Source organism: Marinigracilibium pacificum, from assembly GCF_012926615.1.
In the GTDB taxonomy this organism is placed as follows: domain Bacteria; phylum Bacteroidota; class Bacteroidia; order Cytophagales; family Cyclobacteriaceae; genus Mangrovivirga; species Mangrovivirga pacifica.
This window is the reverse complement of record NZ_JABBNU010000012.1, coordinates 164222-189628: the sequence shown is the minus strand read 5'-3', so window position 1 is coordinate 189628 and position 25407 is coordinate 164222. Positions and strand designations below refer to the sequence as shown.

At 35.7% G+C, this 25407-nt stretch carries 22 protein-coding genes; 11 read left to right on the top strand and 11 right to left on the bottom strand.

Translation table 11 applies throughout. The annotated features are described in order from the left end of the window. Positions 1–237 precede the first annotated feature (237 nt). From HH304_RS18555 to HH304_RS18545, 3 genes are read right to left on the bottom strand one after another with little or no spacing between them, the layout of a single operon-like run. Complete coding sequence (locus tag HH304_RS18555) at positions 238–1119, bottom strand: sterol desaturase family protein (protein ID WP_169684781.1); 882 nt, start codon at positions 1117–1119, stop codon at positions 238–240. A gap of 1 nt (position 1120) precedes the next feature. After that, positions 1121–1525, bottom strand: a complete 405-nt coding sequence (locus tag HH304_RS18550; protein ID WP_169684780.1) for a rhodanese-like domain-containing protein — start codon at positions 1523–1525, stop codon at positions 1121–1123. Next, entirely contained in the window at positions 1522–2328 is an 807-nt protein-coding gene (locus HH304_RS18545) for a sulfite exporter TauE/SafE family protein (RefSeq protein ID WP_169684779.1), read from the bottom strand. The genes HH304_RS18550 and HH304_RS18545 overlap by 4 nt, the downstream gene beginning before the upstream one ends. Positions 2329–2444: 116 nt before the next feature. Here HH304_RS18545 and HH304_RS18540 point away from each other — a divergent pair, with 116 nt between their 5' ends. The 4 genes from HH304_RS18540 to HH304_RS18525 all read left to right on the top strand — a co-directional run bounded on the left by HH304_RS18540 (position 2445) and on the right by HH304_RS18525 (position 4851). Next, on the top strand, positions 2445–3047 hold the full coding sequence (locus HH304_RS18540) for a short chain dehydrogenase (RefSeq protein WP_169684778.1): 603 nt from the start codon (positions 2445–2447) through the stop codon (positions 3045–3047). 28 nt (positions 3048–3075) lie between these two features. Continuing rightward, positions 3076–3450 carry a PH domain-containing protein gene (locus HH304_RS18535; protein ID WP_169684777.1) on the top strand — a complete coding sequence of 125 codons (375 nt, stop codon included), beginning with the start codon at positions 3076–3078 and terminating at the stop codon, positions 3448–3450. 76 nt (positions 3451–3526) lie between these two features. After that, the gene (locus HH304_RS18530) at positions 3527–4243 is read left to right on the top strand and encodes a pirin family protein (protein WP_169684776.1); all 717 of its coding nucleotides are present in this window, start codon (positions 3527–3529) and stop codon (positions 4241–4243) included. Positions 4244–4245: 2 nt separating this feature from the next. After that, positions 4246–4851 (top strand): nitroreductase family protein, encoded by a 606-nt coding sequence (locus tag HH304_RS18525; protein ID WP_169684775.1) that lies wholly within the window; start codon positions 4246–4248, stop codon positions 4849–4851. Positions 4852–4882: 31 nt separating this feature from the next. Here the strand turns inward: HH304_RS18525 and HH304_RS18520 are convergent, their stop codons facing one another. The 4 genes from HH304_RS18520 to HH304_RS18505 all read right to left on the bottom strand — a co-directional run bounded on the left by HH304_RS18520 (position 4883) and on the right by HH304_RS18505 (position 6838). After that, positions 4883–5380: a DUF2231 domain-containing protein gene (locus tag HH304_RS18520; protein ID WP_169684774.1), complete on the bottom strand. Its 498-nt coding sequence runs from the start codon at positions 5378–5380 to the stop codon at positions 4883–4885. Position 5381: 1 nt separating this feature from the next. Continuing rightward, on the bottom strand, positions 5382–5705 hold the full coding sequence (locus tag HH304_RS18515; RefSeq protein ID WP_169684773.1) for a hypothetical protein: 324 nt from the start codon (positions 5703–5705) through the stop codon (positions 5382–5384). Between the two features lie 79 nt (positions 5706–5784). Next, positions 5785–6048, bottom strand: coding sequence for a hypothetical protein (locus HH304_RS18510; protein ID WP_169684772.1), 264 nt, complete (start codon positions 6046–6048; stop codon positions 5785–5787). Between the two features lie 241 nt (positions 6049–6289). Continuing rightward, positions 6290–6838 (bottom strand): phosphoglycerate mutase family protein, encoded by a 549-nt coding sequence (locus HH304_RS18505; RefSeq protein ID WP_169684771.1) that lies wholly within the window; start codon positions 6836–6838, stop codon positions 6290–6292. 47 nt (positions 6839–6885) lie between these two features. Here HH304_RS18505 and HH304_RS18500 point away from each other — a divergent pair, with 47 nt between their 5' ends. After that, positions 6886–7269: an acyl-CoA thioesterase gene (locus HH304_RS18500; protein ID WP_169684770.1), complete on the top strand. Its 384-nt coding sequence runs from the start codon at positions 6886–6888 to the stop codon at positions 7267–7269. Here the strand turns inward: HH304_RS18500 and ypfJ are convergent. Beyond that, positions 7264–8127, bottom strand: coding sequence for a KPN_02809 family neutral zinc metallopeptidase (ypfJ, locus tag HH304_RS18495; protein ID WP_169684769.1), 864 nt, complete (start codon positions 8125–8127; stop codon positions 7264–7266). The genes HH304_RS18500 and ypfJ overlap by 6 nt on opposite strands. A gap of 153 nt (positions 8128–8280) precedes the next feature. On the opposite strand from ypfJ, the gene HH304_RS18490 reads away from it, so the two are divergent. Further along, positions 8281–8604: a thioredoxin family protein gene (locus HH304_RS18490; protein ID WP_169684768.1), complete on the top strand. Its 324-nt coding sequence runs from the start codon at positions 8281–8283 to the stop codon at positions 8602–8604. 202 nt (positions 8605–8806) lie between these two features. After that, entirely contained in the window at positions 8807–10165 is a 1359-nt protein-coding gene (gene gdhA, locus HH304_RS18485; protein WP_169684767.1) for an NADP-specific glutamate dehydrogenase, read from the top strand. On the opposite strand, the gene HH304_RS18480 is transcribed toward gdhA, so the two are convergent. Next, positions 10162–10890 carry a porin family protein gene (locus tag HH304_RS18480; protein ID WP_169684766.1) on the bottom strand — a complete coding sequence of 243 codons (729 nt, stop codon included), beginning with the start codon at positions 10888–10890 and terminating at the stop codon, positions 10162–10164. The genes gdhA and HH304_RS18480 overlap by 4 nt on opposite strands. 219 nt (positions 10891–11109) lie before the next feature. Here HH304_RS18480 and HH304_RS18475 point away from each other — a divergent pair, with 219 nt between their 5' ends. The 4 genes from HH304_RS18475 to HH304_RS18460 are packed head-to-tail and all read left to right on the top strand — an operon-like array spanning position 11110 to position 20999. Next, on the top strand, positions 11110–16629 hold the full coding sequence (locus HH304_RS18475; protein ID WP_169684765.1) for an alpha-2-macroglobulin family protein: 5520 nt from the start codon (positions 11110–11112) through the stop codon (positions 16627–16629). A gap of 24 nt (positions 16630–16653) precedes the next feature. Then, the gene (gene pbpC / locus HH304_RS18470) at positions 16654–19008 is read left to right on the top strand and encodes a penicillin-binding protein 1C (RefSeq protein ID WP_169684764.1); all 2355 of its coding nucleotides are present in this window, start codon (positions 16654–16656) and stop codon (positions 19006–19008) included. A gap of 59 nt (positions 19009–19067) precedes the next feature. Continuing rightward, on the top strand, positions 19068–19865 hold the full coding sequence (locus HH304_RS18465) for a dienelactone hydrolase family protein (protein ID WP_169684763.1): 798 nt from the start codon (positions 19068–19070) through the stop codon (positions 19863–19865). 18 nt (positions 19866–19883) lie between these two features. After that, positions 19884–20999 (top strand): formylglycine-generating enzyme family protein, encoded by a 1116-nt coding sequence (locus HH304_RS18460; protein WP_169684762.1) that lies wholly within the window; start codon positions 19884–19886, stop codon positions 20997–20999. 3 nt (positions 21000–21002) lie between these two features. On the opposite strand, the gene HH304_RS18455 is transcribed toward HH304_RS18460, so the two are convergent. Further along, complete coding sequence (locus HH304_RS18455) at positions 21003–23447, bottom strand: DUF3772 domain-containing protein (RefSeq protein WP_169684761.1); 2445 nt, start codon at positions 23445–23447, stop codon at positions 21003–21005. Positions 23448–23545: 98 nt separating this feature from the next. Beyond that, complete coding sequence (locus HH304_RS18450) at positions 23546–24916, bottom strand: carbohydrate porin (RefSeq protein WP_169684760.1); 1371 nt, start codon at positions 24914–24916, stop codon at positions 23546–23548. Between the last annotated feature and the right edge of the window lie 491 nt (positions 24917–25407).

Below are 25407 nucleotides of genomic sequence, written 5' to 3'. Positions count from 1 at the left end.
CCCCGTTTTGGGAGTGCAAAATTGAAACATATTTTTTAATTCCGCACAACTTTTTTGAAGTTTATTTTTTCTTTTCTTTTTCAAGCTCTAAACCAGACTCTTACACCCGGCTCCCAACCCTATAAACTCCTTCTCATTACCTCAATTTCTAGCTTTCTTTCACCGTCTGTTTCCGAAAGGGATTGCAAAGGTAAGAAGATTATTTTTATTTGCAAACCTTACATTGAAATAATTTTGCTAATTTTGATTTTTCTTTCCAAAACCATATAATATTTGGCTTACGAAGCTTTTAGGGAAAGTTTTAATACCTTTAAACCCTAATCTTATTCCCTTCCCTTCATAAGGAATATAATCTGTCTTGAAAAGATAATCCCAAAGACTCAATGTGATTCCATAATTTACTCCATAGGGTCTGTCTTTAGGAATTTCCATTGCGTGATGCCAGATGTGCATCTGAGGATTATTAAATATATACTTTAATGGTCCAAGCCCCACCTTAATGTTACTATGATTAAAATGACCAACGGCTAATGTGAAGATATGTATTATAAAGAAGTCGCGTAATCCAATTCCAATTAATGCCAAAGGAATATATTCGATACTGCGGTAAACGATTGTCTCCATCCAATGATATCTGAGATGAGCTGCAAAACCCATTTCTTCTACAGAATGGTGAACTTTATGAAATTCCCATAATGCTGGCACTGTATGTAATAACCGGTGTGTATTCCATTGAACAAAATCACGTACAAGAAATCCAACCAACAGATGTGCCCAGGTCGGCCAGGACATCACCTCAAACGCTACCAGGTTATTAATACCTATTGATGCCAGTAGATCATAAAAAAAATTAACAACTACATCGCTTGCTGCATTGTATATTATAAGAGAGAATAAAAAGAAATTGAAGAACATATAGAACACATCAAGCCAGAAGTCTTTCCTAAATAACTTCTGACTTTTATTCCATGGCCTGACGGCCTCTAACACAAAAAAGAATAATGAGACACCTATCAACCAATAGAAATAATTATGCCATGAAGGATTACTTATTTCACTCCACAAATAATTTGCATATCCGAAATATGCATTCTTAATGATCTCAAAGTAATTGTTCATATTAATTCTCTACATCAAATCCCTTAGCCTTCCAGTCGGTTATTCCACCTGCCAACTCAATGACTTCAAACCCTTCTTTTTCTAACTCCAGTGCAGCTCGCTTACTTCTTCCTCCAACTGCACAGTAAACATATACAGGCTTACTTTTATCTAGTTTGGTTTTATATTCGGTAAACTGTCCTCCTAAATAATCTGCAAGAACTGCTCCATGCAAATGACCACTTTGATATTCACTAATGGTTCTGACATCCACTAATTGAACATCTGAAGCTTCAACTTTATCTTTAAACTCGGAGGCTTCAATTGAAGTATAACTTCCATTTTCTGATTGTTGTCCATTACACGACATTAAAGAAGTGATTAACAACAATATAACTAGCGGTAATAGTGTGTTCTTTTTCATCATGATGCTTTTATAATTTCACTTGCAAGTATATAAACGGCCATAATTAAAACAAAATAACCAAATCCTGCTTTAAGTTTTTCACCACTTATTTTTTTAGACAAGAAACTCCCTAAAATTATACCTACTATTGAAATACTTGTAAAGATTAATAAGAATGTCCAGTCGATTGGCTGGTTTTGTACATCTCCAAGGAAACCGATAAGTGATTTTGCCGAGATTATTAGTAATGATGTACCTACAGCCATTTTCATAGGAATCCTAGCTAATAATACAAGAGCTGGAATAATCAGAAATCCACCACCTGCACCGACAATTCCAGTCAACACTCCAACAAATGCTCCTTCAAGAGCAATCATAGGAAAGTTAAATTTCGGTGTAACTTCAGTCTGTTCATCGCCTGCCCCATTTTTCTTTTTCTTAATCATTGAAATTGAGGCAGCCAACATAATCAAGGCGAAAAATGCCATGATAGCCATATCTTTAGATACAACGAAATTTCCTATACTAAAGATTTCATCCGGAATTGCCGGAATAATGTACAATCTAGTCAGGTATACAGAAATGAATGATGGTATGGCGAATACAATTGCTGCTTTATAATTGACTAGTCCTTTTTTCATAAAAGCGATCGAACCAACAAGACTCGTTGATCCGACAACAAATAATGAATAGGCTGTTGCCAAGACTGGAGTAATACCTAACATATATACAAAAACAGGAACTGTAAGGATCGATCCTCCCCCTCCGATTAGTCCTAAACTGACTCCAATAATTACTGCTGATAAAAGTGCTGCTATAAACATTTTTAGTTAAATTTTACACAAATGTAGGATTGTGGAGCCTTCAATTCTGTGATATATGTTACAATATCCAAAATTGAACTATTTAAAACATAATCAAATGCAAAATCAATATTATCATGAAAATTTTACTTGTCGGAGCATCAGGTACAATTGGTAAACACCTGTTTGATCATTTTTCTAAAGATCATGAAGTTATAAATGTTAGTCGTAATGCCGGTGATATTAATGCTGATATAACAGACCCGGAATCTATAAAGAAGATGTATGAATCTGCTGGGCCGGTTGACGCGGTAATTTCAGCAACGGGAGGAGCCTATTTCGGTCCATTCTCAAAACTTAATTATACACACGGTATGGATAGCTTCGGAAATAAAGCAATGGGCCAGATTAATCTGGTTTTGGAAGGACAACATCATCTTAAAAAAGGAGGCTCATTTACTTTAATCAGTGGTATTTTATCTGAAGATCCAATAAAACACGGGGCTGCATTATCGATGGTGAATGGTGCCATCAATGCTTTCGTTCCTGCAGCCGCTATGGAACTATTTGAAAAAGGATTAAGGGTTAATGTTATTTCACCAGGCTTGGTGGAAGATTCAGTCGAAGCTTTAGGATCTGCATTTCCCGGACATAATGCTGTAAAAATAGAAGATGTAATCAAAGCCTATGAAAAAAGTATACTGGGTTTTTGCACAGGACAAATAATAAAAGTTTATTAGATTCAATTAATAACCTAAACTAAACATTATGTCAATTTTTGATAACCTGATGGGGAATGCCTCAGAACTCTCTTTAAATAAAATTCATGCTGAATTCACTCCGATAATGGTTGAAGGCGAAGAACTGAAAAAAGCATTTAAAATTATCAGGGATTTTTTCGTATTCACAAATAAAAGATTGATTCTCGTAAATAAACAAGGCATCACTGGAAAGAAAAGGGAATACTTGACCATTCCTTACGGTAGCATAATTAAATTCTCAAAAGAAAGTGCGGGTTTATTGGATTTTGATGCAGATTTAAAAATCTGGATTCGCGGACAATCTGAACCTATTACAAAAGAGTTTAAGGACGACGGAAATATTAACGAGGTTTACAGGCTGTTAAGTCAGTTTACTTTATAAAATAAAACCTTTTTGAAATTATATCGTTATATAATTTAACATTTGTTTAAACAAATATTGTAAATAAGAAGTAATCATGAAAAAGGTAATTCATAAATCAGAAAGTCGCGGACATGCAAATCATGGATGGTTAGATTCATGGCATTCGTTCAGTTTTGCAAATTATTATAACCCAGAAAGAATGCATTTTGGCGTTTTAAGAGTATTAAATGATGACTCAGTTGCAGCTGGAATGGGCTTTGGCGCTCATCCTCATGACAACATGGAAATTATCTCAATTCCCTTAAGTGGTGATTTACAGCACAAAGACAATATGGGTAATGAGCAAATCATCAAAGAAGGTGACGTTCAGGTAATGAGTGCCGGTACTGGCATTGTGCATAGCGAAATGAACAAAAATAAGGATCAGGAAGTTAAATTCTTGCAAATATGGGTATTCCCTAATAAAAAGGATGTGACTCCAAGATATGATCAATTAAGTTTTGATAAATCCGAACGCATAAATAAATGGCAACAAGTTTTATCACCGGATAAAAATGATGAAGGTGTATGGATTCATCAGGATGCCTGGTTTAACCTATCCTCCTTGGAAGCTGGAAAAGAGCTTTCATATGACATAAAAAAAACAGGAAATGGAGTCTACTTGTTTTTACTTGAAGGTAGTATTGAAATTGAAGGTGAGAAATTAAATAAACGAGATGCTATTGGAATCTGGGAGACTGAAAGCCTAAATATCAAAGCCTCTGATAATAGTGAAATATTATTGATGGATGTACCAATGAACCTGGAATAACGATGGAAACAACTGAATTAATAAATGTATCACAACACACTGATAAGTTAGCTGAAACCGATCAACCTGTACATGATTTAATTAAATCAAGGTGGAGCACACGGTCATTCAGGGAAGAAAAAATTTCTGATGAGAAATTAAGGCTCCTGTTTGAAGCTGCTTCATGGGCCGCAAGTAGTATGAATGAGCAACCGTGGAGATACATTTATGCTCACAAAGGAAGCTCTTCATTTGATAAAATGGCTGAATGTCTGATGGAGGGAAATTATAAGTGGGCTAAAGATTCAGCTATATTAATCTTGAGCCTGGCAAAGAAAACTTTTACCAGAAATGGTAATATAAATACACATTCTTTCCATGATGTCGGAGCCGCTAATACAACGTTACTTCTTCAAGCGGTCAACGAAGGAATTCTTGGACATATGATGGGTGGGTATGATAAAGATAAGACAATCCAAACATTTAATATAGAAGATGATCTTGAGCCAGTATGCTACATAGCCTTAGGATACCCAGACGAACCACATAAACTTGATCAGCCATTTCGAGACCGAGAAATAGGTAAAAGATCAAGAAAAAAGATAGATGAAATTGTCACTAAATTATAAAAAAATGGGAGGAATATCCTCCCATTTTTTTTTATTCAAATCCTGTACAATTTTCATCTGGATGGTAAACAGCAGCACCTTGCTGATATACCAAAGAGGCACCTAAATGCCCGACATATCCAACCAAAAATAATGATGCCATTAATAAAATGGCTCCAAGGCTTCTGAAAATAATGGTTGGTAATCTATTAAAATAATATGAAGCAATAAATAACGCAGTCCCTATTGTGTAAACCCAGCCCAAAAGATATCCAAAATATTCATGATCATCTTTGACGGTTGGATCACATAAAGTCCTTCCTACAATTTCATATGCTTCATTTCCTGTCCAGATTACTAACCATAAAGCCGGAACTCCTATGATTAATAATAATCTTGAAGCCGGATTTACAAAACTGTGTTTTTCCTTTATAAATGGAAATAAAGAAAGTATGGCAAATAAAACCCCAATAAAAATTATTCCTATCGGAAAATGTACTGACATCGGATGCCATAATTCTTCCCTCCACATTCCGGGAACTTGATTCATATTATTCAATTATAGTTACAGATTTCGGAACAACTTTTTTTCCTACTTTCTCAACTTCAACTGATACCGGTGTTCCTTCAGATAAAACAGAAAAATCTACAGATTCTCCCTGCTTTAATAATTGTGTATCATCATTAAAGTATAATTCAAGGGTTTTATCATCTGATGTTTTCACATAGATTTCTACTTCATCAGCATTTACTTTCTCTATTACACCAGTGTAAGTTCCGGACTCAACCACATCAGAATGGCTTCCTCCGCATGATACCAGAATAAAGAATAATGAAAATACTAATGCAGTTAATTTTGCTAGTTGTTTGTTCATAATTATAAGTGTTTATACTTCTTGTAAAGTAACAAACAACTACAGTTTAAATCAAGAGAGTTTTTGGTTGAGAACTTATTTATTTTAAAATCTGAATCTTATATCTAGGTTCAACAGCGTCTTCTTCTATTGGGGAATAGTTTATTGACCCGAACCCATTTAAGCTTAAATTATCTTTAGCAAACTTAGTTGCCTCATAGTGAAGGATCAATCCGATTTCATCGTCTTTATTTACCACTTTAAAGTCATCTCCTAACTTTTGTTTCAAAAAGTCCATCCGAAGCCGGGCAGTGAGTAAATACACTGACTTATCCTCCCCTTCGTAATTAAATTCAAAAATCATAATCGTTTTAGCTGGTTAATAAATTATATTTTGATTTTAGGGCTTGGAAATTAATATGTAATAACATTTTATACAAAAAAATATCATTTATTCAATAAAATAATAATCAACAACAGGATTTAATAAGCTTAATTTATTATTATTCACATTTCTGCTATGAGTAAAGCTTAAAGCCTGGTTACATTCTTTACCAGACTAATTCTATCTTTCACTCGTTTTCTAAATAAAAATTGATATCTGTTTAATCAATAATTGGTTGATTTAAGGTTATCAACTCTTTATTGTTCCCAGATATAATAATCATAAAAAGATCTCCGTATTGATTTTCATCTAATTGCCCTAACTCTGAAAATCCCATTAAGGAATTAACAATAAAAGGTATTGTATTTGAGTGTCCGGATATTAATATAGTGTTTCCTTTTTCATCATTCAATAATTGTTCTGAAAATTTTTCCGGAGGCATTTGAGCTTCATATGGCATTATCACCAGACTATTCAATTCTGCAATGGGTCTAACGGTTTGAATCGTCCTCAGGTAATTAGTTGAATATACGGCATCAAACTTTACATTCTTTAGCATATTAGTTAATACTTCGACACGTTTTCTCCCCTTTTCAGATAATTCAGGATCTCGTCCAACAGTATCTTTTTCTGCATGTCTGGTTAAAAAAATAACAGTTGATTCATAAACTGTTGTATCGCTATCCAGATCAGATGAGATTTGATTATTATTACAATTAGTCAATGACAATAATAAGAAGAAAATTAGTGGCAGCCAGATATGCTTCATAGTAATTAATTGATTTAAGATACGAAACAACAAAATATGCCAAATAAATGAAAGAGTTTAGCTTAGATATAGATATAAATAGTGAAGATATTGATGAATTAGGTCATGTTAATAACATAGTGTATTTAAAATGGGTTCAGGAAACAGCAAGAGCTCACTGGGAGAACGTAGCCCCATCAGAAATGCAAGATCAGAATATATGGGTTGTTTTAAGACATGAGATTGATTACAAAAAAGAGATATTGATTAATGATAATATTCAAACAAAGACAAAAGTATTGAATATGAAAGGCCCCCTATCTAAAAGACAGGTCGAAATCTACAGTAACAATATCCTGGCTGCAAAAGCAGTTACTACTTGGTGCTTATTGAATAAGGATACCCGTAAACCAAGAAACATTTCTAAAGAATATGAAATGCTGTTCTTATAAATCTTCTGAATCAGTAGAAAAGGTATCACCATAGGAAAGGTCTCCTGAGTCATACCCTCTTTTAAACCATTTCATGCGCTGTTCTGATGTTCCGTGAGTAAAAGCATCTGGAACTACCCTACCCTGCATCTGCTTTTGTAGCCTGTCATCTCCAATTGCATTTGCTGCATTAATTGCCTCCTCAAGGTCTCCTTGTTCAAGAATATCAAACATTTCATCAGCTCGACGAGCCCAGAATCCGGCAAGGAAATCTGCTTGCAACTCCAGTTTAACTGATAATTTATTGTATTCTGCTTCTGACAGATTATTTCTTTGGCTATGAACTTTATCTGTATAACCCAAAAGGTTTTGTACATGATGACCGACTTCATGAGCTATAACGTAAGCCATTGCAAAATCGCCAGGTGCTCCAAATCTATTTTGAAGATCATTATAAAAACTTAAATCGATATAAACCTTTTGATCTAAAGGACAATAGAAAGGACCAGTGGCAGCTCCGGCAAATCCACAACCTGATTGTACCTGACCATTAAATAAAACCAATGTGGGTTCGGGATAATCTTCACCATATTTTTCAGAAAACACCTTTCCCCAGACATCCTCGGTATCAGCAAGGACTACTTTTACAAATTGTGCCAATTCATCTTCTTCAGCAGTAGCCTCATAGGGTTGTTCTTGTTGGGTTACATTAGTAACTCCGGATGAAGCCTGAAATAACTGAAGTGGATTAATCCCCAGTAACCAGGATATTAATAATATAATAATTATTCCTCCGCACCCTAAGCCTCCACGTGTTCCCATTGAGCTTCCTCTGCGGTCTTCAACATTACTACTGCCTCGTCGTCCTTGCCATTTCATAACGATTCTTATTTTTTAATATAATTTAATCAATATTCATTTGAATTTTTAATCAAAACTGGTGGATATCAGAAAAAAAATCTTGCACCGTTAAAACAAAAAGGCCTTTTCCTAGTCATATCGTTATTTAATTAACTTTTTGAACGTTTGACTATGAGACGAATTGAATTGACAGATGAGAATTTTGAAAGTGTATCGAAAGAAGAGAGCCTTTTATTGGTAAGGTTTAAAGCCGAATGGTGTGGTTCATGTAAATCAACTCAAAAAGCCTTTGATTCTATGGTTGAAGAAGGACAACTAGGAGATATTACAATTGCAGAAATGGATGCTCCTGATTGCCCAAAGACCAGATTAACAGCAGGTGTGTATGCTGTACCCTTTTATGCCTTATTTAAAAATGGAACATTAATTGATTCAGTTTCAACTTCAAATTTAAATGAAGTAAAAAAATTAGTATCAATCCCAATATTATCTTAATTAAATTTCTTCTAACAAGATCCGCTTATGTTTTTAATTAATTTGAGGGGATCTTTTTCTTTTCTTACAAAGCAAATCATATATATTTCTATTAATATTAACTAAATACCACATTATTACAATCTAAATAACAAAGTAGCCAACCATGTATTAAATGCTTTTTTTAAGTTAAATTACTATTACCCATCTTAATTAAATCATAATGGCTAAAAATGAAGTTCTTTCAAGAATAACCAAACGAAATCCCAATCAACCAGAATTTATTCAATCAGTAGAAGAAGTATATGATTCGGTAAAACCAGTATTGGACAAGCATAGTATTTATCGTGATTTAAAAATCTTTGAGCGGATGACAGAGCCTGAAAGGTTGATTTCATTCAGGGTCAATTGGGTAGATGATAATAATGAAATTCAGGTTAACCGTGGCTATCGTGTACAGATGAACAGTTCTCTTGGTCCATTTAAGGGGGGATTGAGGTTCCATCCAAGTGTTAATTACTCAATTCTTAAGTTTTTGGCCTTCGAACAGACATTTAAGAATGCACTCACCGGAATGCCCCTTGGAAGTGGAAAAGGAGGTTCTGATTTTAACCCTAAAGGAAAGTCAAAAGATGAAATAATGCGTTTTTGCCAGGCCTTTATGAATGAGCTATTCAGGCACCTTGGTCAATTTACCGACATCCCTGCAGGTGATATTGGTGTTGGTGGCCGTGAGATTGGCTATCTATTTGGTCAATACAAAAAATTGCAAAATGAATTTACAGGAGTAATCACTGGTAAAAATGTAAAATGGGGAGGCTCATGGGTAAGAATTGAAGCTACAGGTTTTGGGCTAATATATTTTGCCTGCAATATGCTTGGTGAAAAAAATGATTCACTGAAAGGAAAAAGATGTCTGGTTTCGGGTGCCGGAAATGTTGCCCAGCATGCAATAGAGAAAATTATTGAAATGGGCGGTACTCCAGTCACAGCATCAGATTCGTCAGGGTTTATCTATGATGAAGAGGGCATTGATGAGAAAAAACTTAAAGTAATCATGGATATTAAAAACAAGCGTCGGGGTAGAATCAAAGAATATATTGATGAATTTCCCAATGCTGAATATCATGAAACTTCAAAAAATGATGACTATAATGAGCTTTGGAATATCCCTGCTGATTGTGCATTCCCTTGTGCTACTCAAAATGAAATTAATGATAAGGATGTTAAAAATCTCATTGACAATAAAATCCAGCTTATTGCAGAAGGCGCTAATATGCCAGTAACAAGTGAAGGACAAGAATTACTCAGGGGATCTGGCGTAATGTATGCTCCAGGCAAAGCTTCGAATGCTGGAGGTGTTGCTGTATCAAGTATTGAAATGACTCAAAACCGAATGGGTGAAAGCTGGACAAGAGAAAAAGTAAATAAGCAGCTCATGAAAATAATGAATACTATTCATAAAGACTGTTTAGAAGCTGCAAAGGAATACAATATAAAAGACTCTATTTATCTTGACGGAGCGAATATTGCCGGCTTTATTCGTGTTGGTGATGCAATGGTTGAACAGGGCATTGTTTAATTAGCCCCTGAATTTGATTGTTCAGCCTTTGCTTTTCCAGCTCCAACCGGAATATTTACATATACAAACAATGAGTAATTATAATTCTTTTCTTCATATTCCTTTTTAACAACATTAGTTAACCCATGATAATATCTTACACCTAAATTCATCCCATTTCCTTTTATCAATCTGTAACCAGTCCCCAGAGCCACACCAAAATCAAATAAATTATACTGGTCTCTGATATTATTTCGATAATTTAAATCTTCATCATCTTTGACATCCTTAATAAAATTATCATTTGCTTTATAAAGCAAGCCGGTCTGTACTCCTCCTTCTACAAATATTCTGTTTGGAAATTTATATTTTGCTAATACCGGAATATAAAAATAGTTTAACTTCCTTTTTACTTCCCCCCCTTCCAAAAGACTATCAAGCCCGGGATTATTTAAACTATATGGAGATAAACCATTGGCACCACTATTTGACTTTACCAGAACACCGGTATGCAAGTATAGATTTTCTTTCAAAAGAATATCAAAATAGAAGCCCAGGTTAAAGCCGGGAGCGATTTTCCCCACATCCAAATTTCTTTGTCCATACATATTAAGGCCTCCTTCAAGCCCAAATTCGATTTTTCCAGAGTTGAGTTTATCGCCAAGAATCAATGAAATCAGGATTTGGGAATCTGCACTGAATGCAATAGTTGACATTATAAGTGCGGTTACAAAGATTTTTTTCATTTAAACAGGATTTACTTTTAAATTAATCCATTTTGGTTCTAAATCAAAGAGTCAAAAAATATAGCGGTTTCTTTTATTTATTACTTTCCAACATTTTCTATCTGAAAATCAAAATTGTATATTGCAATCAATACTTTCAACTGATGGTATTAACCATATTTTTTTGATTTCAGCACAACTTTTAAGACTCTAACAAGTCTGCTTAACATAGTTATCAACATGAAAAAAACACCAATTTTATTATTGTTATTGCTTTTTTTATTCGGTTGTAAAAAAAGTGATAGTGAATTTGTAAGTCCAAAAAACATATTTGTTGATTATATCAGTTCCTATACCGGCGGTGTAATCAGCGTTGGAAGTGAAATAAGATTACAATTAGCAAAATCACTTTCAGATAGTTTAAGCAATGATCAGCTTGATGAAATTTTCGACTTCTCTCCATCAATAGAAGGAAACACTTTCCTTACCGGGAACACTCTTGTTTTCAAACCTACAAAACAACTTCCTTATGATCAGAAGTACCAGGCAACGGTAAATCTGGGGGCAATTATTCCCAATATTGATGATGACAAGGAAGAATTCAGGTTTATATTTCAAACTTTTATTCAAAACTTCGAAGTGGATGTAAGAGGAGTTAAATATTACGATGATAAAGACCTTTCAAAAGTAAAAGTTTACGGATTCCTGTATACAGCAGACATTGCTGACAGGGAAAAACTTCAGGAGGTAATAGAAGCAGAACAATCCGGGAAGGACCTGAAAGTTACCATCGATCCAGAGCGAACGGATAATGCTTATTCATTTAGCATTGAAAATGTAAGCAGGACAGAATCTGCTGAACCAGTTGAAATTGAAATAGACGGTGATGCTATTGGTGTTGATAAAGAAGAATCATATAAGGTGAAAATCCCAAAACCAGGTGACTTTTCAGTGATGTCAGCTGATATCATTAGAAAATCAGACACCTATATTTCAGTTTTAATGAGTGAACCAATAGACCCGGATCAAAATCTTATTGGTCTTGTATCTCTTACAAATACATCAAAGAGTCCTCGTATTGTAGTTGACTTGAATGAAATTAAAGTTTATCCAACAAGCCAGCCTACTGAAAGTTTCAATATTGTAATTAGCCCGGGAGTAAAGAACATATCAGGAAAAAGACTTCCGGAGATCTATCGCAAAAATCTCACTTTTCTACAGGAAAAGCCAGCAGTTAAACTTGTTAACGAGAGTGACAAATCAATTATACCTAATTCAAAAAACCTTACTTTACCATTTGAGGCAATTGGATTAAAAGCTGTAGAGGTAACTATTGTCAGAGTTTTTGAGGATAACATGATCCAATATCTTCAGGTTAATAGCCTCGGAGGCACAAGAGAACTAAACAGAGTTGCAAGGCCTGTAGCAAGAAAAGTAATTCCATTAACTTCAAGTGGTGTTACTAACTTAAATAAGTGGAATAGTTTCTCTTTAAATCTTGAAGATATATTTAATGCAGAGCCAGGAGCATTTTACCAGATAAATATTGGCTTCCAAAAGGCTCACTCATTGTATTACTGTGCCGGTGAAGACAATATTGAAGCAATTGATAATATAGAAGAAAACTGGAATGAGACAGAAGAGTCATCTTACTGGGATTCTTATGAATATTACTACAGCCCTGATTATGACTGGTCAGAAAGAGACAACCCATGTAGTAATTCTTATTATGGAAGACGAAGAAGTGTAAACAAGATGCTTTTCTCTTCAGACCTTGGTCTAATTGCCAAAAAAAGTGATGGAGGAAAACTTTCAGTATTCGTTACAGATTTGAATACCACTGAAATATTATCTGGAGTTAATATTGAAGTATATGATTACCAGCAGCAGTTATTAGCTAAGGGGCAAACAGGAAGCGAAGGCAAAGTGGAGCTGGAAATGGAAGGAACCCCATTTGTTGTTGTAGCAAAGAAAAATAAAACTACTGGTTATCTGAAGATAGATGATGGATCATCTCTTTCTCTAAGTAATTTTGATGTAGCAGGAAATAAAATCCAAAAAGGATTAAAGGGATTTATTTACGGAGAAAGAGGTGTATGGAGACCTGCAGACACTGTTCACCTAGGATTCATCATTGAAGACAAGTCAAACAATCTTCCGGAAAATCACCCGGTGATTATGGAACTTTACAACCCTGCCGGTCAGATGGCTTTTAGGAAGATCAGCTCTGAAAATGTTGGGCCAATGTTCAGGTTTGACTTCGTTACTTCTCAAAATGCCCCAACAGGTAATTGGAAAGCAAAAGCAAAAGTGGGTGGTGCTACGTTTGAAAAAACTGTTAAGATAGAGACAATAAAACCTAACAGGCTTAAAGTCAATTTAACATTTGACAAAGAACAATTTACTGCAAATGACAAGGAAGTAACCGGAGACCTTAATGTAAAATGGCTAACAGGTGCTACAGCAAAAAACCTGAAGGCCGAGTTTGACATTATGCTTCGCCCTGTTAAAACAACCTTTAAATCTTTTCCAAACTTCGTCTTTGATGATCAGTCAAAGGATTTCTATTCAAGCAGAGAGCCTATATTCGAAGGTAAACTTAATGATGAAGGTTTTGCTAAAGTGAAAGTTGATCTTGGAGATAATGATAATGCTCCCGGGGCATTAAATGCTGTCTTTTATGGCAAAGTTTATGAAGAAGGAGGAGATTTCAGTATCAGTTCTACATCAGTCCCTTATTTTCCGTATTCAAGTTTCGTGGGCTTAAAAGCTCCTGAAGGAGACAAAAGAGGAATCTTATTGACAGATGAAAATCACACGATTCAAATAGCCTCAGTTGACGCAGAGGGTAACCCTGTTTCAAGAGACGAATTAAAAGTAACGCTATACAAGTTAGAATGGAGATGGTGGTGGGATAACTCCTATGAAAGTATTAGTAATTATGTTGGTAGCAGTTACAACGACCCTATTTCCACAAAAACGATAAGTACAAGCAACGGAAAAGGCGAGTACACCTTAAGAATCAATGAGCCTGAATGGGGAAGATATTACCTTAAGGTTGAAGATCCGGAATCAGGGCATTCAGCTGGTGATATTATATATGTTGACTGGCCCGGCTGGGCTGGAAAAGCCAAAAGAGGAGATCTTGATGGTGCTTCAATGCTAGACTTCACAACAGATAAAGCAGAGTACAATGTTGGTGAAGAGGTTGAATTGACATTACCATCAACTGAAGGGAACAGATTATTAGTGAGCCTTGAAAATGGTAGTGAGGTTATCAAAACCTTCTGGGTTGAAACTGAGTCTGGCCAAACAACTGTAAATTTTGAAGCTGAAGAAAGCATGGCTCCAAATACTTATGCGCACCTGACTATGATTCAGCCACATGGGCAAAAGAAGAATGACTTACCAATAAGATTATATGGTGTACAATCTATCAAGGTTGTAAATAATGAAACAATTCTTGAGCCGGTTATTAACATGCCAAAAGAGCTAAGGCCACAGGAAGAGTTTTCAATTGAAGTTTCTGAGAAAAATGGGAAAGCAATGGCTTACACAATAGCTATTGTTGATGAAGGGTTATTAGACATCACAAATTTCAAAACTCCACAACCATGGGAAAATTTTTATAGTCGTGAAGCACTTGGTATAAAAACATGGGACATATACGATGATGTTCTTGATGCTTTTACCGGAAAGATGCAGCATCTACTTGCTGTTGGTGGTGACGGAGAATTAAAAGCCAAAGACAATAAAGAGGCAAACAGGTTTAAACCGGTAGCGAAAGTTTTAGGTCCGTTTTACCTGGAGGATGGTGAAACTACTTCTCACAAAATCATGATGCCTCAATACATTGGTAGTGTCAGGACAATGGTTATTGCAGCAAACAGTGGTGCATATGGTAGCTCCGAAACAGCAACACCAGTAAAACAACCTCTTATGGTCATGGCTACTTTACCAAGAGTTGCAGGACCAAAAGAAACAATGAAACTACCCGTAAATGTTTTTGCATTAAGATCTAATGTTGGAGCGGTAGATATTAAAGTAGAAACAACCGGAAGCTTAAAAGTTGAAGGTAATTCAACTAAAAAAGTCAGCTTTTCAAAGAAAGGAGACAAGATTATAGATTTTGATATTGTTGCATCTGATAAACCGGGAGTTGGTAAAGTTCATGTAATTGCAACTGCCAAAGGATTGAAAGCTGAGTACGATATTGAAATGAACATAATCCCGCGTAATCCGGCTTCAATTTCTGTTGATGGCAAGGTACTTCCTGCCAATGAGTCTTGGTCATCAAGTTATTCACCAATCGGAATTGAAGGAAGCAACACCGGTTTTATAGAGGTTAGTTCTATGCCTGCATTAAACATCAGGCAACGACTGGATTATCTGATAAAATATCCACACGGATGTATCGAACAGACAACTTCCTCAGTATTTGCACAGTTATATCTTGATAATTTGATTGACCTTTCCGAAGAAGAAAAATCAAAAATTCAAACGAATATTGAAGCTGCTATTAATAGAATCAGAACTTTTGCACTGGCTAATGGTGGATTTTCATATTGGCCGGGAGGAGAGTATGCAAATGCTTGGGGAACAAATTATGCCGGACACTTCTTATTAGCTGCGAAAGAAGCCGGATACCTTGTTCCGGATGACTTACTACAAAACTGGATATCATTCCAGAAGTCAAAAGGTTCAAGTTGGGGTGACCTTGTTTATGATAATGACCATGATTTATCGCAGGCTTATCGTTTATACACATTGGCATTAGCTGGTGAGCCTGAATTAGGAGCGATGAACAGGATGAAGGAAAATCCGGATATCGGATTAAATGCAAAATGGAGATTAGCCCTGGCATATGCTACAGCAGGTTATGTTGATCAGGCTAAATCAATGATAAATGACCTTAGAACCCAAATTGCTCCTATAACCACTAATAAAAGGCAATATAATTTTGGTTCTGAATTAAGAGACAAAGCTATGATGCTTGAAACACTCACTAAAATTGGTGAAAGAGAAAATGCTTTTAATTTAGTAATGGACATTTCCTCTGAAATGGGTGATGCTAATAAATGGATGAGTACTCAAACTACTGGCTATAGTTTCATAGCTATTTCAAAGTACACTGAAGGGTTTGATATTGATGAAAATGTTGATGTTGAAGTAACTGTTGAAGGAAAGACAACCTCTTTAAAAAACAAATACTTCATCAATCAAATTCCAATTGAAAATTCATTTAAGAGCTCAAAAATTGCTGTAAAAAACAATGCAGCTTCTCCGGTTTATGTGAGAGTTATCAGAACCGGAATACCAGTGGAAGGTAAAGAAAGTAGTAAGTCTCAAAACATTAATTTCAAAATTGCCTATGAAAGCATGAATGGTGAGAAACTTGATCCTTCAAGGCTACCACAGGGAACAAACTTCAAGGCAATTGTTACGGTATCAAACCCAGGATCAAAAGGAAATTACAAAGATCTGGCTTTAACTCAAATTTTCCCTTCAGGATGGGAAATCATCAACACAAGACTTGACGGTTCTGCTCAATCCAGTTCAAAAGCTGATTATATGGACATTCGCGATGATAGAGTTATGCACTATTTTGACCTGGATGTTAACCAGTCGGCAACATTTGAAGTGTTATTAAATGCTTCATATAAGGGCAGGTATTACCAACCAATGGTAAAAGTTGAAGCTATGTATGACAATTCAATTTTTGCTAATACGGAAGGTCAATGGGTACAGGTTATACCATAAATATTTTTCGAATTGATAACAGGAATGAACAAAACTAAAAAGATTTTTATCAGGACTTCAGGCATTTGCCTTGTAGTCCTGATTTTTCTTATAATTGTTATTCCATTACCCAAACCTCTGTTTCAATCACCACATTCTACAACACTTTATTCAAAAAACGGAAAGCTTCTCAATGTCAGCATTGCTGATGATGAACAATGGAGATTCCCTGAATCAGATTCAATTCCGGAGAAATACAAAAAGTCATTAATGCTTTTTGAAGATGAATACTTTTATAACCATCCCGGAGTAAATCCAGTATCGATATTTCGGGCTATTCGACAAAATATTACTGCGGGAAGAACTGTTTCCGGAGGAAGTACCATTTCCATGCAAGTAGTCAGAATGGCTTATGGAAACCAGAGCAGAACGAAATTTCAAAAATTAAAAGAAATATTAGCTGCATTCAAACTGGAGTTGTTCTATTCAAAAGAGGAAATTTTAAAATCCTATGCAGATAATGCTCCTTTTGGAGGGAATATAGTAGGAATATCAGCTGCTTCATACAAATATTTTGGAAGACCTCCTCACCAACTTAGTTGGGCAGAGGCTGCTACTTTGGCTATTCTTCCTAATGACCCTTCTTCAATATTTCCAGGAAAAAACCAACCCTTACTTTTAAAAAAAAGAAATACACTTCTGGAAAAACTTGCTGAGCGGAAGTTGATTTCTGAAGAAGAGCTTTATTTTGCAAAGGAAGAATCTCTACCTTCAGGAACAGTAACATTACCTAACCATGCCAGTCACCTATTAACCAGATCTAAGAAGGAAGGTAATAATGGCACAAAAGTAAATACCACATTAGATGAACGAATTCAGATTAAGTCTGAAGAGATTTTAAATGAGTACAGTAATAGGCTAAGTCAAAACCAGATACATAATGCTGCTGCCATCATCATTAATATTGAGGACGGAAGTACTATTGCATATATCGGAAACTCAAATAAAAAAGGTGATCATGGTCAGCATGTTGATATTGTGACATCCAAAAGAAGCCCGGGAAGTTTGCTCAAACCATTTTTGTATGCACTTTCAGTTGATAAATCATTGATTAGTCCCTATCAGTTATTACCAGACATTCCAGTATTCTATAATGGATTTGCTCCAAAGAACTTTGATAAAAAATATAGAGGCGCAGTTTATGCAAATGATGCACTGGCTAGCAGCTTGAATGTTCCTTTCGTGCACCTTTTACAAGATTACGGATATGAACAATTTCATATTGACCTAAAAAAAATAGGATTCAAATCATTTAACAAACCGGCAGATCATTACGGTCTTTCAATTATACTTGGAGGAGCTGAAACAACATTATGGGAATTATCTGCAGCCTATGCCGGTATGAAACGAGCTATGGATAATTATTTAGATAGACCGCTAAACAAAGGTTATTCTGCAGCTGATTACCATCCGAATTTCTATTTACAAAAAAGCTCTAAAGAGTCAGAGCCAGAACTTGATAACAGAGGGATATTAAACCCCTCATCAGTTTGGTTTACCCTTGACGCCATGCAAATGTTAAATCGACCAGATTCTGAGTCAGGCTGGGAAAGATTTGCTTCTTCACAGAAAATTGCCTGGAAAACCGGGACTAGCTATGGATTCAAAGATGCCTGGGCAATTGGTCTCACTGACAATCATCTTGTAGGTGTCTGGATAGGAAACGCTGATGGTGAAGGTCGCCCGGGACTGACAGGTGTATCTGCTGCCGCTCCTTTAATGTTTAAATTATTTGATGTTATTGGAGGTCAATTAAATTTAATAGATCCATTTGGACAAGAAAAGATCATTTGCGTAGAAAGCGGAATGCCTGCCTCAAAGATTTGCACAAATACAACAACTATTGCGCTACCCGGATCGATCAAAGAAACTGCCCAGTGTACATATCACAAGCTTGTGCATTTAGATAAAGTAAAAGAAAGAAGAGTAAACAGCAGTTGTTATTCAGTTTCTGAAATTCAAAATGTACCCTTCTTTATACTTCCACCTGTACAGGCCTATTATTTTAAACAGTTCAATCCTGGTTATCGCTCCCTCCCTTCTTTTAGTGAAGACTGTGAGCAAAATCAGCAAAAGACATTTTTTGATTTGATCTATCCTAATAATTATGTGAAGGTGCATATTCCAAAAGAGCAGGCAGGAAACAAAGGTCAAACAATATTTGAGGCAGCACATGAAAACAGCAATACCAAAATATACTGGCATATCGACTCAGAATACCTTGGCTACACAATAAGAGACCATAAAATGGGAATTTCAGCAACTCCGGGAAAGCATCTGCTTACAGTAATCGATGAGAACGGAAATCAAATAAAACAACTTTTCGAGGTGATTGAATAAGTCAATTGACTAACTACTGGTGATTTATTATTATATTAATGTAAATCAATCAGTTAACCATGAAACCACTTTTCACTATCTTATTATTCATTTTCTGTATTTCAATTATCCACTCACAAGATTGGGCAATTAAACAACTAGAAACTTCTCCCCGCCATCAGGAAAACATTACTATTAGCTATGGTGAGGAATCATTTTCTTGTTTTATGGTATATCCTGAGGTATCAGAGAAAGTTCCTGTTATCATTCTCATTCATGAAAACAGAGGTCTAAACGACTGGGCAAGAAGCATGGCCGACCAGATGGCAGGCATGGGTTATATCGTTATTGCGCCGGACTTTTTATCTGGTAAGGCTCCAAACGGAGGTAATACGCCAGATTTTGATGACAGCGACGCTGCAAGAACAGCAATTTATGAATTAAGTCCGTCGATGATAACAAATCACTTAAAAGCAACAGAAGCTTATGCAAAACAAATACCATCAGCTAATGGAGAAGTTGCAGTAATGGGTTTTTGCTGGGGAGGGTCACAAACATTCAGGCATGCTACAAATTCAGATGTGCCAAAAGCCTATTTTGTATTTTATGGTTCAGGCCCACAAGATCCTGCTGATTATCAAAATATATCTGCACCAGTTTATGGTTTTTATGGAGGTGATGACAATAGAGTGAATGCTACCATCGATATGTCAAAAGAAGTAATGCACGAATACGACAAAACATACAAACCAGAGATTTACCCGGGAGCGGGACATGGCTTCATGCGTTCAGGACAGGCTCCGGATGCATCTGATGATAACAAAAAAGCAAGAGAACAAGCTCTATCAAGACTAAAGAAATTGCTATCCCAACTTTAAGATTAATTCATTAACTTAATGAACAAAAACACACGACATCTTCCAATGAGAACAGTTTTCTTTATTGTATTCATAGCTTCATGTTATTTATTTTCAGCATGTTCTAATCAGACAACTGAAGATAAAACTACCACACTTCAAAGCTCAACAAGTGAATATACTCCTGCACCTGTTCCTACCCCTGAGGGGATGGTTTGGATACCGGCAAAAAAATTCACTCAAGGCGCATTACCAAATGATGAATTTGCTTTAGAGCATGAGAAGCCTGCTCACGAAGTTTATACTGATGGATTTTTCATTGATATTCATGAAGTAACAAATAAAGAATTCAAAAAATTTGTAGAAGAAACAGGGTATGTTACTGTGGCAGAAAGACCTATTGACTGGGAAGAAATGAGAAAAAGCCTTCCTCCAGACACTCCAAAACCACCAGATTCGATGTTAGCTCCTGGTTCCTTGACATTCAACCGAAGTTTGGAGCAGGTTACTGACCTTAATAATTACTATCAATGGTGGAGTTGGGTAAAAGGAGCGAACTGGCGCCAGCCATATGGCCAGGGAACCACAATTGAAGGAAAAGACAACTTTCCTGTTGTGCATATTGCTTTTGAAGATGCATTGGCGTATTGCAAATGGGCAAATAGAAGACTCCCAACTGAAGCTGAATGGGAAGCTGCAGCGAGAGGCACATTTGCCATGTGCACTTATACGTGGGGTGATGATGATTCAAAAATCAATGAAATGGCAAATACCTGGCAGGGTATATTTCCTACAAAAAATGAATCCAAAGATGGGTTTGAATATATCTCTCCTGTAAAATCATACCCTCCAAACTCAGCCGGTATTTATGACATGGCAGGTAATGTCTGGGAATGGACTCAAGATTGGTATCATGCTAATTATTACAAATCACTAAATCCTGCGAAGACAATTTCTAACCCGACAGGATCATCTGAATACTTTGATCCTCAACGGCCTTATGAACCTGTAAAAGTTATTAAAGGAGGATCATTTTTATGTCATTCATCATATTGTGCCAGCTACCGAGTGTCTGCAAGAATGGCATCTAGTATGGATACCGGTTCAGACCATCTGGGATTCAGAACTGTCGCAGATCCTGATATGTTAAAATAATTTTTATTCCTTAGACTTTTTGGGTGATTTAGGCTTTTCATCTGAATCATCACCTGGTTTAGTTCCAGAATTATTTTTTCCATTGTCTGGAACAGATTGCTGTGGGTAAAAGTGAACATCTCTCTGAGGGAACGGAATTGTAATGCCTGCTTGTTTAAGTCCTTTAAAAATTGCGAACCTGAGATCTGTCTTCACTGTAATTACTTCATCATAATTTCTAATAAATGCTCTTACCTCAAAATTAAGAGAGCTATCTGCAAAATCACTCCAGTAAATTGATACAGGAGGTAGTTTCATAATTGAAGGGTGGCTTGAAACAGCCTCTTTTAGTACCTCCCTAACTTTTTCAGGATCAGAATCATAAGATACACCTACGGGAATTACAATTCTTCCCCTTCTGTTAGTATGAAACCAGTTTGTTAATGAGCTTGACACCAGCTCGGAATTCGGGATAATTATCGTTGACTGATCAAACGTCTGAATTTGAGTTGCACGTGCACCAATATGTTTTACATGCCCTTCTCCTGAATTAACAATAATCCAGTCACCAATCTTAATTGGCCTTTCGAAAAGAAGGATTAATCCTGAAACAAAATTGCTTACAATACTTTGCAGTCCAAAACCTATACCAACTGATAAAGCTCCTGCAATAAGTGCAATCTTGGAAAAATCAATTCCAACTGTGGCCATTGCAAGAAGAATAGCTATTAGCATTCCAAAGTAACTTGTAAGCGTCTTCATCGAGTTTCTAAGTCCCGGATCAAAGTGTGATTGATTAAGAACCTTCTTCTCAAACATTCCGGAAACCCACTTAGTAATTGCTATTACGGCAATAAAAACCAAAAACCCGTATAAAAGATTTGTAATTGAAAATGAAACAGCCCCTATCTCAATATCAGACTCAAAAAAGGAGTATACTCGTTGGATATTTAACTTATCTAGCCCGAGGGTAACAAGAAATAATGGAAAAAGAAGAAATGGCAAGGCTATATCTACAATTACCCGTGTCCAGAAATTTATGGTAGATTCTTCCTCCTCTTCTGCATCTGCATCTGCTAGTTCTTTAGAGCCATCGGTAAAATTCTGAATACTTGTAATACCCCAAACGAGTAGGTCTCTTACTGCAATAGCAAAAGCAATAAAAAATGAGATAAGAACAAATCGATAAACGATAAATGAACTAAGTTTAATGAATCCCACTATTAAAAGCAGTAGTAATAAAATTGCTGCGAGTCTGACTCCTCTTCTTAAAAACTCAAACCTTAACTTAGGTTTTTGAACTCCATCACCTTCTAGATTGAATTCAGGTATCCATAATTTCTTTCTAGTTAGTAAAATGATACAAAACAATTTCAATATCACAGCAATACCAGAAATAGCTAATACCAGACTTTTACCAGGCTCATATATTAATAATATACCGGCAGTAGTCACCCTGTCAATAATAAAAAGTATAAAAATGGAGGTTATTAGAAACACAATTTGCCAGGCCAACTTACCATTACAATTAATCAGCCTCCATTTACCTGATTTTGGAGAGATGGCACTCCTCATATATTTAACAAAGAAAACTGTCAGAATAATGCCAAAAAATACTCGCTTATAAAACTCCTTATTATAATCAGTAACTATATCAAAACTTTTAAAAACCCAGTAGACTATTAGAAAAGCTAAAAAGAGCAATAGCACATCAGAAAAACTTTTCGTTGCTGCTCTCCTTCTTTTATCAATATAATTTAGCTCCCCATCCTTATAAAAATATTCATCAATATGTTTCCAAAAACTATTTTTTGAGATCAAATAAAATATAACAAGAAGAGCAATGAAGACAACCCATACTATCAGCATAGTAAATCGGTATGTACCCTTAGACTCCTGATTTTTTTGCCAATTATCAAAGAAAGATTTTATTTCATCATAGGCAAGTGGGGCTTCCTGTTTAGCCGCTTCCCATAGTGTTGGAGAAAGTATTGAAAATTGCCTGTTTCCTAAGCCTTCAAAAAACAAATCCCTTTTCAACTTTGTGATATCAGTAAGCAATTCATTACTTCTAATATCAATTAAGTTTGCTGACTGACGTAATTCTTCAATCGTTGCTAACTCAGTATTAAGTTGTTTTCTAAGGCCGCTAACAAGCTCGGTCTCTGGTGGGTCGTTTTCTTTTGGCTCCGGACCAAGTTCTTCTAGTCTGGCGGCAGGTTCCGTTTCAAGGTCTTTAATAAAGTCAAGCTTTTCGTTTATGGCGTTTTCTAGTTGAAGCAGCCTTTCTGAATAGATATCCAGACTATCCTTGCTATCAGAATATTTTTCTATTGACTGTTCTATTGATTTTAACTCTAATGAGAAGTCATTAAGTTCTGATTTTAACTTTTCAACTTCCGGGTTTTGACCTGGTAAAGAAACACTAATAAAAAAGGCAAAAACACTTAATAGAAAACTATTTTTCATCTTGGGTATTATTAAAAAATACTGGCTTTAGACATTTATAGCATAGTTAATATAAAAATATATTTTGATGCTACCGAATTTTTAATTGAGTTATACTATCACCAGGTCCACCATTCGGCTCTTATTCCAAAATAATGCCCCCATTCTTTTGGACCGGTAAGCTGTAAATATGGTGAGAACTGATCGTTTTGGGCAGCATCATTAAAACGGGCAATTGAATAAACAAACCGGATATGTGGCCTTGACCAAACCGACCGTTCTCCTCTTAAAGCAAGTGTTGGAACGAAACTTAATTTAAAAACACGATACCAAGGGTCTAACCCTTGCCTACGCTGGCTATAATGTAATTCTGTTCTCCAATGAAATACATCAGTTATATAATTCAACCCCTGTAGCCCAAAGGTAAAATCCTTCTTTTGATTATAAACAGTTCTGCCCAGGTAGGTAGTAGCTTCTCCTGAAGATTCTGCAGCCCCACGACTATAATTATAAACAACATAGCCGTTGAGGCTAAATTTTGTTGAAAAGTTGAGTAAAAAATGGTTTACAATATGCCAAGAATATGCATCCCTGAATTTAAAATCAACTGTATCAACAGCACCAAATGTTTCCCAGGTTCTTGACGATCCTCCGTCACCACCGTTTGCAATTCCGCTTCCATATCGAACGGCTAACTGATTAAAAGACCCTGGTTTTAATATTCCATAAGTTAAGTTCTCATGTTGATACTTAGCTCCAACAACCCAACCATAATCACCTGGAAATGAAAACAAATCATTAGCTGTTCCAGGATTATCAGAAGGGTCACCTATCCGGTGGAACTCCCCTAAAAATGTAACTAAAGAGTACTTACCAAAATGAAGGTCATGTTCATATGAATAAACAATCCTGTTCCGGATTTCAAGACTTGGTGTACCAGATAAATAGTTAAGGTAAAAATATGGCGGTACTGTGGCTGTAGTATCAGTTGAGGATACAAAATTGACACTCGCCCGATTGTTTTTATATTCAATTCCGAATCCTTGTCCGGAATGATCATTAAAATAGAAATAGTCTGCTATATGCACATCATTGCCTCTGTATAAGCGATTCCCTACCCATATGTTTAACCCTTTGGTAAGTACATTTTTACCTTCAACATATAATTCTGGTAACACGAAGGTTAATCCATCGACACTTGATGTACTACTATTTCCGAAATAAGCCGCTCCACGGGTATAAACGGCTGCTCTAAACTGAATATTAATTTCTGTAGAATCACGTGTTAGTTTAGCAGGCCGGACTTTAAAAGCCAATCCAATTTCAAGGTAATCCTGTTCCTCCATCCTGCCACCGATACTTCCCATCCGGTTCAGATTAAGTCTTCGTCCGCTTACAGATGAAATGCTGGGTGTCCATCCAACTCCTATTCGGCCATAAGACCCGCCGGCAATAGTAAACCAGTCAGCCTTTTTTATCTCTTGATACATAATTGAGCTTTGAGCCGAAATAGTAACTTCAGTCAGAGCAAAAATCAAACAGGATATAAGTATAAAATGCTTCAAAACAGTAAATAAGTAGCCTTTATTAAATATAAGCCAATTAGCACATACCTTAAACCGTTAATAAGCAATAAATAAGTAAAAACAATAAATCTCTACTTGCAGTTTTGTTATTATGATCATGACAAGACTAATTATCGATACAGGGTTAGTAATATTAATATGGATGACTCAACTAATAGTTTACCCATCTTTTGCATATATAGACAACAGCAAGATTATCAGCTGGCATAAAATATATGTTAAAAGAATTTCATTACTAGTTATTCCATAAATGCTATCTCAATTGGTAGTTATTACCTGTTTAGCATTTAACAATACCAGTATTTATAATCTCATAAGCCTGTTTTTGGTTATTATTATCTGGTTAAATACTTTTTTAGCTGCTGTTCCTATACACAATCTCTTTCAGCATTCAA